We start from the raw sequence: 12950 nt of genomic DNA, 5'->3' as shown, positions 1-12950 counted from the left end.
TCTCCGTTATGGTTTGTCTGTGCTGCACATGAGGTGAAATTTGAAGCCGGGAAAGCTTGGTTATCCGCGTGATTATTTGACTACGCCGCCGGTGGTTTTGGCACCTTCGAAATGGGAGTGGCGCCGCCCAGGCCGAAAATCGCGCGCACGCGTTCTCCGCCCGCCAGCGCCAGAGACGCTAGCAGCAGGAAGCCCCACGCGCAGTCACCGAAGAACTGCGAAACGCCGAGTAGATTGAACAGGCTCGACAAGAACTGGAGCACGGTCGCGGCGAGGAAGACACAGATGATCCGGCCATAACCGCCCGCCGGATTCACGCCGCCCATCACCGCGATCAGGATCGCAATCAGCAAGTACGAGTTGCCGTAGTCCCACTTCGCGCTAGACGTATGCGACGCGCTGATGAGTCCGGCAAGCGACGCGAGCACGCCGCACATGCCGTAGGTCAGGATCAACATACGGTCGCGGGGAATGCCGGCGTAGAACGCGGCTTTCGGATTCGTGCCCATGAGATAGAGCCGCAAACCGAAGGGCGTGCGCTTCAAGACCCAGCCGAGCAGCAACACCGTGACTACAAAGATCCACAGCGAAATAGGCACTTGCAGGAAGGTACCGTTGCCGATGTCGGAGAGGGCATCGACGTACTCCACCCGCACCGATGCGCCGTTGCTCAACACCACGGCAATGCCGGTGAACAGCAGCGACGTACCGAGCGTGCAAAGGATAGGCGTGAGCTTCAACCGCGCGATGATCACGCCGTTCATCAAGCCGCCGATCGCGCCAAGCACCACGGTAGTCACGCAGAACACAGCGGTATAGAGCGACGGGGAGTTATCGGCGGAAACGAGCATGGGCAGCAGTTGCGCGGCCACCATGCCCGAGAGGTTGGCGAGCGCAACACCCGACAAGTCGATGCCGCCGTTACCCGACACCATAGAGAGCATGATGCCGAGCGCAAGCAGCCCCAGTTCGGGTAACTGGCTGCCCATGGACTGGAGGTTGTCGATATCGACGAACTGGCCACGTGACAACGCGGTCGCGACAATCACGACCAGCAGGTTCACGCCGACCAAAAAATTCAGTTGCCGGTCGGCGAACCATTTCGATGGGTTCATCGCGGCGCTCCTCCGTTCAGGATTGGTGGGCCGACGCACTGCCGGACTTCACGGGTTCACCAAGAAGCACCGCTTCAATTTCGGCGAGCGTCGGCATCGACGGCGCGGTTCCGGGACGCGTGACCGACAAGCTCGCCAGCGCACAGCCGAAACGCACGGCGTCCAGTGGGCTTTCGCCACGCGCAAGCGCCGCGGCGAAGCCGCCGGTGAAGCCGTCGCCCGCGCCTGCGGTCTCGACCACGCGACCGCAATTGAAGGCCGGCACGAGCACTGACTGCTCCTGGGTATGCAGCAACGCACCCGCTTCGCCCAACGTCACGATCACGGCGCGCACGCCCTTCGCGAGCAGCACATCAGCTGCTCGGCGCGCGTCATCGACGGAAGCAACCGCGATACCCGTCAGAGCCGATGCTTCGGTCTCGTTCGGGGTGATGTAATCGCAGAGCGGGAAGATGTCGTCATCGAGCGACGCTGCGGGCGCCGGATTGAACACGGTCGTCACACCATGACGACGCGCAAGTTCGAGTCCACGCCGCGCAGCGGGAACGGGTTGTTCAAGCTGCGTGACGAACACGGCGGCGGTCGCGATATCGGCTTCTATCGCTTCAACGTCTTCGGGGCACAAGCGTCCTGCTGCACCCGCTGCAACGATGATCGCGTTGCCGCCCGTTGCGTCGTCAACGAAGATATGCGCCGCGCCAGTCGCCACGCCGTCCGTTGTTATCGCCCGCGCCGTGATGCCTTCCGCGGCCCACGTTGAGCGTGCGATGTCGCCGAATGCATCGGCGCCGAGGCGCGTGCAGAAGATGACGTTGGCACCGGCGCGCGCAGCGGCCACGGCCTGGTTCGACCCCTTGCCGCCGGGTCCCATCGCAAACGCCGATCCGGCGATGGTCTCGCCAAGCAGCGGCATGCGCTCGGCGCGGAACGTGAGATCCGTCACGTAGATGCCGAGGATGACGACGCTGCGGTTCATCGTGCGCTCTCCGAATCTGAAGCGGCAGGCGCATCGGGCGCCAGGTTCACGCCCTTCTTGAAGATGAAGCAGCCATACCCACGCGCTTCGCCGGTCGCAATCACGCAATACGCCTGCTTGGCGCGTTCATAAAATGCGAAACGTTCGATGGAAGCAAAGGGCGTCGCGCGCCCTTCGGCGGCATCCACTTCGGTTTGCGCTTCGCGCTGCACGGCAGGAAGCGCGTTGGCGTCGCCGACCACTTCCATGCGCTCGGCCGGATGATCGACGAAACTATCCAGCGGCAACACCGACAACACCGCGCGAATCGCACGCGGCGAATTCACGCCATCGAGCCGAAGCACATGGCCGAGCACCGTTTGGCGCGCGACGGAATCGGCCGGGAAATTGGCGTCGCAGATCACGACTTCATCGCCGTGTCCCATTGCGCACAGCGCGTGCAGGACTTCGGCGTTCAGCAGCGGATCGAGGTTCTTCAGCATTGCGTCTCCTTCATGTTGAGCGTGCCTCGCTGCATTGCGAGGTCATCGCTCATGATTCTATGTGACCCGGGCTCGAACGTTCAATCTCCGTACGGGATCCAGATGTTTTTCACTTGCACGGCCTGACGCAGGAACGGCAGGCCTTCGCTCGCGGCGTCGAACCAGTCGAACACGCGGCCATAGTCCACGAACGTGCGCTTCAGGTTGCCCACCGATTCGCGCTCGGTCAGCGTCGATAAATCCGCGCCACCGAAGCACCACAATGCATCGACATCGTCATGTTTTGCCAGGGTCGACGCCAGCGCTTTACGCTCGCCGGTGACGATGTTCAACGCGCCCGCCGGCACGTCCGACGTCTCGACTACCTGATAAAAATCGGTCGCCATCAGCGGACACGTTTCGCTCGGCACGGCGACCACGCGGTTACCCAACGCAAGCGCCGGTGCGATCAGCGAGACGAGGCCAAGCAGCGGCGCTTCGTCCGGGCACACCACGCCGATCACGCCAAGCGGTTCGTGCATCGCCAGCGCAACGCCTCTTAGCGGCGGCGAATGCACCGCGCCATCGAACTTGTCGGCCCACGCGCCATAGGTGAACAAACGCGTGATCGATGCTTCGACTTCGCGCTCGGCGTCGGCGGCGGAAACGCCGGTCCGTGCCACGAGTTGCCCGGCAAATTCATCCGCACGCGCCGACAGGTTTTCCGCGAGGTAATACAACACCTGGGCGCGGTTATGCGTACTGGCTTGCGACCACTTTTCAGCGCTGCGCGCAGCGGCTACCGCATTACGAATGTCCTTGCGATTACCCTCGCCCACTTCACCGACGATTGCCCCCGACGGTGCATGCACCAGCCGTGAATAACCGCTATCTGGCCGAACCTGCTTGCCGCCGATAAACAGCTTCGCGGTACGGTCGAGCGCGCTGATGTTGGTGTCCGCTTCGAAAGCCGGAGGCTGCGCAACATGCTCAGCGCGAACGGCCAGCTTAGTCCACGCACGTGGCTTCAGATACTCGTAAATCCCCTCGCGTCCGCCTTCACGGCCAAAGCCGGATTCGCGATATCCGCCGAAGCCGACACCGGCATCGAATAGATTGGTCGCGTTGATCCAGACCACGCCGCATTGCAGACGCGGCGCGATATCCAGCGCGCGGCCGATAGTCTCGCTCCACACGCTCGCGGCCAGTCCATAACGTGAATGATTCGCCAGCGCGACTGCTTCGTCAGGCGTGCGAAAGCTCATTGTCACCAACACCGGCCCGAAGATTTCCTCTTGCGCGAGCAAGGAAGCGGGCGCGACGTTCGTCACCAGAGTGGGCGGATAAAACGCACCTTGCTCGGGCATCCGCAGCCCTTTGGGCTGATGAATCTCGCAGCCTTCCTGCACACCGCGCTCGACCAGCGAACGGATGCGTTCAAGCTGCACCGTATCGACGATTGCGCCCAGATCGATGCCCTTGTCGAGCGACGGCCCAACGCGCAGCGTGTCCATGCGGCGTTTCAATTTATCGATGAAGCGCTTCTCCACGCCTTCCTGCACCAGCAGCCGCGAACCTGCGCAGCAGACCTGGCCCTGGTTGAACCAGATCGCATCGACGACGCCTTCCACGGCGCTGTCGAGATCGGCGTCGTCGAAGACGATGAACGGCGACTTGCCGCCGAGTTCAAGCGTCAGCGACTTGCCCGAGCCCGCGGTCGCCACGCGAATCTGGCGGCCCACTTCTGTCGATCCGGTGAACGCAATCTTCGCCACCCGCGGATGCTCGACCAGCGCGGCGCCCGTGCGGCCGTCGCCGGTGACCACGTTCAGCACGCCTGCGGGCAAGCCTGCACGCGCTGCTAACTCAGCGAACAACAACGCGGTGAGCGGCGTGTATTCAGCGGGCTTCAGCACCACGCAATTTCCCAGTGCAAGCGCCGGTGCGATCTTCCACGAGAGCATCAGCAGCGGAAAATTCCACGGCACGATCTGACCGATAACACCCAGCGGCGCCCAGTCGGCGAACTCGCGATCCTGCAACTGCGCCCAACCGGCGTGATGCAGGAAATGCCGCGCCACAAGCGGGATATCGATGTCGCGCGATTCGCGGATCGGCTTGCCGTTATCCATCGATTCGAGCACGGAAAACAAGCGCGCATGCCGCTGGACCATGCGCGAGAGTGCATACAAATGCCGCGCACGACCCGCGCCGCCCAGCGCTTGCCACGCAGGCAGCGCGCGATGCGCAGCATCAACCGCCGCGTCGATATCCGCCTGATCCCCCTGCGCGATGCTCGCAATCACGCGCCCGGTCGCGGGTTCCAGCGACTCGAATTGCTCACCGGCGACAGGCGCGCGAAAGGCGCCGCCGATGAAATGGCCAAAGCCTGTCGCATGTTGTTCCAGCCAGGCGCGCGCGGCGCCGTCGTCTTCCGGTGCAGGTCCGTAATCCATCGAGTTGAAGTAGTCGGCTACGCTCATTGGGGAGCTCGTGTAAGAGATGATGCGGTGCTGAATCAAGCAACCGGATGACGATGGAAAGCCGAATAGCGGCCGGTGACGTGATGCTCGAGTTGCCGTTCGATATCGGCGAGAAGGCTCGACGCGCCTATGCGAAACAACTCCGGTTCGAGCCATTCGCGGCCGAGCTCTTCCTTCATCAGGATCTGGTATTCGAGCACCGACTTGGCGGTGGACACGCCGCCCGCTGGTTTGAAGCCGATCATCACGCCCGTGCGTTCAAGGTAGTCGCGGATCATGCGCACCATCACGAGCGAGACGTCGAGGGTCGCGTTGACGCCTTCCTTGCCGGTGGACGTCTTGATGAAGTCGGCGCCTGCCATCATGCAGACCATGGACGCCTTGGCGATATTCGAGAGTGTGCGGATGTCGCCAGTAGCGAGAATCGCTTTAATATGCGCCGGGCCGCACGCTGCGCGAAAGTCGCGCATTTCGTCGTAGAGCGCTTGCCAGTTGCCCGTGAGCACGTGTTCACGCGTGACGACGATATCGATTTCCGCCGCACCGTCTTTCACCGATGCCTCGATTTCCTTCAACTTCAGCGGATGCGGAATCAGTCCGGCGGGAAAGCCGGTGGAAACGGCCGCGACCGGGATGCCGCTACCGGCAAGCGCCGCGACGGCCGCGCCGACGAAGCGGTGATACACGCACACGGCGCCGGTCTTGATGGAGCCGGGCGGCATGCCCAGCGACTCCAGCAGGTCGTCGCGAATCGGACGGCGAGCTTTGGCGCACAGGCGTTCGACTCGTGCAGCGGTGTCGTCGCCATTGAGGGTCGTCAGGTCGATACACGTGATGGCCTTGAGCAGCCACGCAGCTTGCGCGTCTTTTTTAACCGCGCGGCGCGTGCCTAGCGTGCTGACTCGCCGCACGACTGCCGGCTGGTTGACGCGCAGGCCATCTAACCATGAGAGATCTAGCGGAACGCCGGGATTGCGCTGCTGATCATGATGAGAGAGCGGTTTGCCGCGCAAGGGGAGAACAGGTTGGGAAGCAACATCGAGCATGAGCATGGCCGGTTGTGCAGCGCACAACATTTTCCGGTTAATCGATGCATTATTCTAACACCTTGTTGTTACGATTATAACATTCGGGATTATACCGAGAGAGGTCGTTCGCGCTTCACCGGCGCGAAGGAACTCACGGCCAAATAAGTGGCCTTTTAATCTCCACGGTTAGAATTGACGCGTGAACACCAATCGCCGGAAAAAAAGCCTGGGCGACACCGCGGTCAAGGAGAACCCGATGGATGCATTGCCACCCGAAGAAACGATCCGCAGTGCCGTCGACCGGTCCGTAAGCCGTCTGCGCCTGCAGCACGAGATCGCAGTGCAGTTCGCGACGTCGGTGTTGCGCGTACACAGTGCCGACGTGCTCCTCGATGAAGCCTGCAAGGCGGTATCGGCTGGAGTGCACTCGCGCTTCGCGAAGGTGCTGCGCTATCAGCCCGAAAGCGAAAACTTCGTGCTGGAAGCGGGCGTGGGCTGGGACCCGGCGGACATCGGCACCACGGAGCTCGGCGCTGACGACGCCAGCCCCGCCGGCCACGCGCTGGTCAGCGGCCGCCCGGTGTTGTCGAATCACCTGGGTACCGAACACCGTTTCCGCACGCCCGAGTTGCTTGCCCGGCACGGCATCAAGCGTGCCATCAACGTCCCCATTCGCGGCATTCCCGAAACCTTCGGCGTGCTCGAAGCCGATAGCTCCGACGACGAAGACTTCACCGAAACAGACATCGTCTTTCTTGAAGCAATCGCGAACGTCATTTCCATGAGCCGCGAGCGACTGGCCGCGGAATCGCAAACCGACGCTGACGAACTATTCTCCACCAGCGTGCTGAACGCGAGCACTGACTGTATTCAAGTGCTGTCGCTGGATGGCGGTATCGAATTCATGAACGATAACGGCCTGACGGCGCTGAGCATCGACGACTTCGCGGAGGTCGGCGGCACGGCTTGCTCCGACCTGTGGCCCGACGATCAACGCCCGAAGGTCCTGCAGGCGCTGGCGAAATCCGCGAGCGGCGAACCGGTGCGATTCGAAGGTCCCTGTCCGACCCGTGCGGGCGATGCGCGCTGGTGGGATGTATCGGTGGCGCCTATTCTCGATACCGATGAGCGCGTGAAGCGCATCGTGCTGACCATGCGCGATGTCACCGATCGGCACGAGAACGAGGAGAAACTCGCCGCGCTCGTATTGAGCCAGGAGACGCAGCTTGGCAATTCGGCGCTGATGATGAAGGAGGTTCATCACCGGGTTCGCAACAGTCTTCAGCTTGTGCAGACGTTGCTCGCGCTGCAGGCGAATCTCGCCGGCGATAAATCCGTCGCCACGCATTTGCAGGCGGCGGCCACGCGCGTGCGCACGGTGGGCTCGGTTCACCACCGGCTCTATCAGGACGACGGCGCGGAAGCCACGGATGCAACCAGTTACCTCCGCGGCCTGACGGCCGATATGGCCGAATTGGCTGCGGGGCGGGAAGTGTCGCTGGAGGGAAAGTCGATCGTGCTGCCCGCCGCGCGGCTGGCGCCGCTCGGGCTGGTGACGGCGGAGCTCGTGACCAATGCGCTCAAGTACGGGCGCGGGACGGTGCGCGTGACGCTGGAACGCTCTGATGATGCCGTGCTGCTGACCGTGGAGGACGAGGGAGACGGATTTCCCATCGACTTCCCGAAACCGCAGGGTACAGGCCTCGGCATGCGCCTCGTGACGACTTATGCGGGCAAGGGCGCGGGGGCGGTGACCGTCGACAGGTCGGTGCCGTTCAGCCGGATTGTGGTGAGGTTTCCGGCGGGGTGAATCGGCCGATAATGTTGGTTGGCTTAGCCGTTGGTTTTCTCGCGAGCCTGGCGGAATTGCGCAAGGGAAACAACACGGGTCTCCGCCTCATGCTCGTCGTCCGCCAAGGGAGCAATTTCTGCGAGCAGTGCGCGGGTCATGTGCACGGACACGGCAATATCATTCAATGACAAGCCCAGTTTCTCTCTGAGCACAGCCAGTGCGTGATGAAGAAGCTCCGGCTTTTCATGCGGAATGGAGACGTCTTCGTGTTCGATGTGGCGCTCGCCTTTTTCAAACAGATGTCCTAGCAGCGCGCGCTTGTATTGATCTTCACCAAGAATGTTCAGTTGCCGCGCGCGATACAGCATCGCAGCCTTGCTCACGCGCCACCGCATTTTCAGTTCCGACAACGCAATCCAGTTAACCTGCGTGCCGCCTCTCAAGGCGGGAAATTCCTTGACGAAGCTGCTTCGAGGAAGCAGAAAAGCACTGGCGAATCGATTAGCCTCGGACTCCGATGCTTTGTCCCCCGTCTTGCGGCCGACATGCCCAACGAAGTGACCGCACTCGTGTGCATATCCGAAGCGCACGCGGCACGCTGACGCGTCGCTGCGGTTGGTCACCACGATTGGCCGCGATGACGCAATAGATAGCGCATCAATATCTTTCGCCGAATGTTCAAACGCAGTCACAACGGCGCCTGCGTTTTCAAGCACGCGGACCATATTGCCGATCGGTCCCACGCCCAATCCCCAATGCGCCCTGCATTTCTCGGCGGCACGCTCCGCCGCCTCCGCGCTGTCGATTGGGAATTCAGGAAAGTCCAATTGGGGAAGCCGCAACCGGGCATCAATCGAAGCGACGAACCGGCGGAAGAGCTCGCCTTTGGCGATAACGGTCTGCTTGTCGCTCAGCTTCGCCGTCGTCAACTTGCGGAAATGGAATGCCTCTTCGGGCAACGCTTGCGGTGCGCCCGGGAAAAAGAACTGCCGCTGCACGCGAAGCACAGATGCCAGCGCATCGACGAGTTCATCAGTGGGTTGAGCCATTCCAGACTCGACCCGCTGGATGAATTGTTTCGACTTGCCGACTGCGTCCCCTACATCAGCAAGCGAAAGGCTTTGAGCGCAGCGGACCAATCTCAGATTGGCCGCATCGAATTCAACTGTCATTTACCGGTATCGGCGTGAGGTTGGGAAATGCCGTCGTCAGTGTGCAGAAGGTCGGCTTGAGGAGCGTCCTGATGAACCGCATCCGGCAACTGGTCGTCCGTGCTGCTGAGGACCCGGACATCGCCAAATCGCCATTCGCATAGCGCATCTTCCACCGCGTTATAACCAACGAAATAGATCTCGAGTTCGTCGTTTTCAGTCAAAGGACGTTGAACAATAAACCGAAAGACCACCGCCTCGGCATCGGTGGGCGCGAACAACTGGTCCGTCTGGTTGCGACGCCAAAAGCCCTTCTTCTTGGGCGACTCATGATCGTCGCGAAAAAACCGGAAGGGAACGCCCTCGATTTCGAGCGTAATATCCATCGCAGCATTGGTGAGCTTCAGCCACTCGTGCTCACCTGAGGTACCCAGTCGGATGAGCCGTTGTCGAGAACGACCGAAAAACAGGGTCCCGCGTCCATAGGAACAGTCGTCTTCTGTATCGAGCAGCGACTCGACGCCGTAATAAATATCGCGAAGATCACGGGCGATCACGTTAAGACGTTCTTCCGTGAGTACAGGCTTCGACTTCCAAGGCAGCGGCAAATCCATAACACCATCTCTTTTTCGGTTTTTGACGAATTCGTCAACCGCATATTGTCGGAGATATAGGGATTCGTCAACCGGGATCGATCGCAAGAGTCTGGGGCGAAAGGCGACGAATAGCCCCCCCTAAACCACCTTCTTCCCCCGCAACCTCTCGACCAACTCACTCGGCACATTCCAGTCCCGCAAAATCGCGTCAGTATCCTGCCCCGGACTCGACGGCGGCGAACTCACCTCCGGCACCGTGCGGCTAAAGCGCGGCGCCGGGCCCGGTTGCGTCACCCCCTCTACGTCGATAAACGTCCCCCGCGTCCGGTTATGCACATGCTCCGGTGCTTCGTCCATATCGAGCACGGGCGCAAAGCACACATCCGTGCCTTCCATCAATTCGCACCACGCCGCTCGCGATTTCGTCGCGAAGATGGCCGCTATTTTCGTTTTCAGCGACGGCCATTGCTCGCGATCCATCTGGTTATCGAAGGCCGCGTCATCAATACCGCAGAGCTTGAGCAGCAAAGCATAAAACTGCGGTTCGATCGCCCCAACCGACACGAATTTGCCATCCGCGCATGCATAGGTATTGTAGAAATGCGCGCCGCCGGCAAGCATGCTCGTGCCTCGTTCGCCCGACCACGCGCCGAACGCCTTGTAGCCGTAGATCATCGCGCCCAGCAGCGCGGATCCTTCGACCATCGCGGCATCGATCACCTGGCCCTTGCCCGACCCGCGCGCTTCCAGCAGCGCGCACAACACGCCGAACGCGAGCATCATGCCGCCACCGCCAAAATCGCCGAGCAGATTCAGCGGCGGCACCGGCGGTGCATCGCTACGGCCAATCTCGTGCAGCATGCCACTCATCGCGATGTAATTCACATCGTGCCCTGCGGTCATAGCCAGCGGGCCATCCTGCCCCCAGCCCGTCACGCGGCCGTACACAAGCTTCGGATTGCGCTCCATGCATGCATCAGGCCCGAGGCCAAGCCGCTCCATCACGCCAGGGCGAAAACCTTCGATTAGCGCATCGGCCTGAGCAACAAGATGCAGCGCCAGTTCCCGCGCTTCCGGTTGCTTGAGATCCAGCGCGAGCGAGCGGCGCCCACGTGCCATCACGTCGAATTTCGTGCCTTGCATGGGATACGGCGTCTCGCCGCCGGTCGGCTGACGATCTATGCGGATCACGTCCGCCCCCATGTCAGCGAGCATCATCGCGGCGAACGGACACGGCCCAAGCCCGACCATCTCAACCACGCGAATTCCCTTGAGCGGCCCGCTCATCGCAACGTCTCATGCGATAAACAATCCCGGCTCGGCAACGCATGAATGGCGGGAGATTTCATATTGGTTTTCCCTAGCGGAAAGGTTGGTCGAGACCAGCATTTCTCTTAAGCACCAAAATTCCAGATGCTCTTCGATTCGGGAAACTCTACACCTCACCGGATCTTCAGCGGACAAGGGCTCTCCACCTTATGGTTAATACCGCTTCCTCGCGCCAATGTCTCCCATTTATCTTTTCTAGCCGGGTACCATTGAATAGAATTGAATAACAACGAATTGACTCGAATGCTGCTCGTGCAGCACGAAGACCAGGCGGTCCGCGATCATGTCCATGGGAGTCTGCTAATGAGTCTTCAGGAAATAAAACGAGCGAGCGTAAGCGCCGCTTGTGCCCTTCTTTGCTTGTGTGTAACTGCCCAGGCTCAATCGGCCAGCAGCGCGGTCACGACGCCCGGACAAGCAGAGACTGTTGCGCCGGTCAGCATCGTGGTAACGCCCGGTTTCACCGGCGATGATCCGGCGGCCGTCAGGGACGCGCTGGCGCGCAAATTCACCGATAGCAAGACGCGCACGTTCACGCATCGCGTAGAAGATCTGATTGGCGACGCGCTGCCGAAAACGTTGCACGACTCAGCGCTAATGGACGCCAAGCTAAGCCGCGATCTGGCTTTCGTGGTGCCCGCACCCTATGGAATTCGCTATCGGTCGAAAGTGCGCGTAATGACGGTGGACGTGGATCTGTCGGACAGCGACCACCCCTACACGATAGTCCTCAAGAAGACCATCACCGGACCGCGTGGGCGGAAGCTGGTGGTAGCGGCCGAAGCGAAATCCAAGGGCTATATACAGAACATCGATATCATCGAGCTGGATCCCGTCAACAAGCACAACAAGACGACGGTGCATGGGCGCTTCGTGCTGTCGCCGGACGCGTTTTCCGAGGAAGACGGCGATCTCGCGCTCGTGTTGATCTGTCGCGTGGTGCCGCCTTATCTGACACAAACCAAGGACCATACCGATCCCAGCAACGAGGAGCCCACCGATATCACCACACGCACGGCAACAATGCACGCGAACGTCGGCGATATCTGGCTGATCAACCGCGAGAAGGGCATCGTGCTGGCCAAGGGACTGCACTTGGTGAAATAAGCGCGGGCCTATGCACGTGAATCGCATCCACCGGCTGCCGCGCTGTTTCTTGCCTAGCTCGGCAGCAAGGTTCCAAGCTGATCACGAAGCCGGTCTGTCGCTTGCGTCATCGGCGCACGAAGTTCCTGTCGAATCATCCCCAAGACATCGAGCGCACACTTCACGGGTGCCGGATTAGGCTCGGACCCGAGTGCTTGTATCAACGGCACCAGCCGATGAAACCGCGCACGCCCTTCATCAAGCCGCCCGCCCTTGATGTCGTTATAGACCGCAACGAAGTCAGCCGCGCGCACATGCGCACTTGCCGCGATCGCACCGTGCCCGCCAAGACATAGCGTGTTGAACATATTCAGGTCCTCACCCGCCAGCACCGACAAACGTCCATCGAGGATCAGCGCTAGGGTCGTCTCGAGCGATCCGGCGCAATCCTTGATGGCGTGAATGTTGGGATGACCCGCGAGCGTCAACAGGGTCGCGAGGTCCAGCCGTACACCCGTCCGATACGGAATGTCGTAGACAATCAGAGGGACCGTGCTGATATCGGCGAGGGTGGTGAAGTGGCTCGTTAAGCCGGCCTGCGAGGGCCGGACATAGTAAGGCGAAGGAACGAGCAAACCGGTAATCGGAAGCTCGTTCAAGCGAAGTGCGCGTTCGCGAAGCTCCGCCGCGTTATTGCCGGCCAGCCCCACCACGACGGGAAGGTCCTTCGCCTCATCCAGAATGGTCGCAAGCACCTGTTCTTGCTCGGCGTGATCGAGCGACGAAGGTTCGCCCGTCGTTCCCAACGCAACAAACCCTGCAACCTTTGCATCGATGTAAGACCTGACCAGCCTTCGCAGCGCGTCGTGATCGACACGTCCGTTTGAAAACGGCGTGACCAGCGGAATCCAGATACCAGAAAAAATCGACATT

Annotated in this window: 11 protein-coding genes; 2 read left to right on the top strand and 9 right to left on the bottom strand. The window is 61.0% G+C overall.

Features of this window, described 5'->3' with window-relative positions; all coding sequences use genetic code 11:
• Window positions 1–80 precede the first annotated feature (80 nt).
• The 5 genes from FH08_RS0119395 to deoC form a co-directional block, all read right to left on the bottom strand.
• The gene (locus FH08_RS0119395; RefSeq protein ID WP_031359930.1) at window positions 81–1115 is read right to left on the bottom strand and encodes an ABC transporter permease; all 1035 of its coding nucleotides are present in this window, start codon (window positions 1113–1115) and stop codon (window positions 81–83) included.
• A gap of 16 nt (window positions 1116–1131) precedes the next feature.
• A complete protein-coding gene (rbsK, locus tag FH08_RS0119390) occupies window positions 1132–2091 on the bottom strand; it encodes a ribokinase (protein WP_031359929.1) in 960 nt (319 codons plus the stop codon).
• Window positions 2088–2573, bottom strand: coding sequence for an RbsD/FucU family protein (locus tag FH08_RS0119385; protein WP_031359928.1), 486 nt, complete (start codon window positions 2571–2573; stop codon window positions 2088–2090). Before FH08_RS0119385 ends, rbsK begins: the two co-directional genes overlap by 4 nt.
• A gap of 80 nt (window positions 2574–2653) precedes the next feature.
• Window positions 2654–5035 (bottom strand): aldehyde dehydrogenase family protein, encoded by a 2382-nt coding sequence (locus FH08_RS0119380; protein WP_031359927.1) that lies wholly within the window; start codon window positions 5033–5035, stop codon window positions 2654–2656.
• Window positions 5036–5070: 35 nt separating this feature from the next.
• Window positions 5071–6081 carry a deoxyribose-phosphate aldolase gene (gene deoC / locus FH08_RS0119375; RefSeq protein WP_031359926.1) on the bottom strand — a complete coding sequence of 337 codons (1011 nt, stop codon included), beginning with the start codon at window positions 6079–6081 and terminating at the stop codon, window positions 5071–5073.
• Between the two features lie 181 nt (window positions 6082–6262).
• Between deoC and FH08_RS0119370 the strand changes: the two genes are divergently transcribed.
• The gene (locus FH08_RS0119370; RefSeq protein WP_235210413.1) at window positions 6263–7873 is read left to right on the top strand and encodes a sensor histidine kinase; all 1611 of its coding nucleotides are present in this window, start codon (window positions 6263–6265) and stop codon (window positions 7871–7873) included.
• A gap of 23 nt (window positions 7874–7896) precedes the next feature.
• Here FH08_RS0119370 and FH08_RS0119365 read toward each other — a convergent pair whose 3' ends face one another.
• The 3 genes from FH08_RS0119365 to FH08_RS0119355 are packed head-to-tail and all read right to left on the bottom strand — an operon-like array spanning window position 7897 to window position 10889.
• On the bottom strand, window positions 7897–9027 hold the full coding sequence (locus FH08_RS0119365) for a helix-turn-helix domain-containing protein (protein WP_031359924.1): 1131 nt from the start codon (window positions 9025–9027) through the stop codon (window positions 7897–7899).
• Window positions 9024–9707 carry a hypothetical protein gene (locus FH08_RS0119360; protein ID WP_152602872.1) on the bottom strand — a complete coding sequence of 228 codons (684 nt, stop codon included), beginning with the start codon at window positions 9705–9707 and terminating at the stop codon, window positions 9024–9026. Before FH08_RS0119360 ends, FH08_RS0119365 begins: the two co-directional genes overlap by 4 nt.
• Before the next feature lie 33 nt (window positions 9708–9740).
• A complete protein-coding gene (locus FH08_RS0119355; protein ID WP_031359922.1) occupies window positions 9741–10889 on the bottom strand; it encodes a CaiB/BaiF CoA transferase family protein in 1149 nt (382 codons plus the stop codon).
• A 345-nt stretch (window positions 10890–11234) separates the two neighbouring features.
• Here FH08_RS0119355 and FH08_RS0119350 point away from each other — a divergent pair, with 345 nt between their 5' ends.
• Complete coding sequence (locus FH08_RS0119350; protein ID WP_031359921.1) at window positions 11235–12038, top strand: hypothetical protein; 804 nt, start codon at window positions 11235–11237, stop codon at window positions 12036–12038.
• Window positions 12039–12091: 53 nt separating this feature from the next.
• Here FH08_RS0119350 and dapA read toward each other — a convergent pair whose 3' ends face one another.
• A complete protein-coding gene (gene dapA, locus FH08_RS0119345) occupies window positions 12092–12949 on the bottom strand; it encodes a 4-hydroxy-tetrahydrodipicolinate synthase (protein ID WP_031359920.1) in 858 nt (285 codons plus the stop codon).
• Window position 12950 lies beyond the last annotated feature (1 nt).

Origin of the sequence: Caballeronia sordidicola (assembly GCF_000729995.1) — a bacterium.
Classification (GTDB): Bacteria; Pseudomonadota; Gammaproteobacteria; order Burkholderiales; family Burkholderiaceae; genus Caballeronia; species Caballeronia sordidicola_A.
Note: the sequence above shows the minus strand (reverse complement) of the source record. Positions and strands in the feature narration are given on the sequence as shown.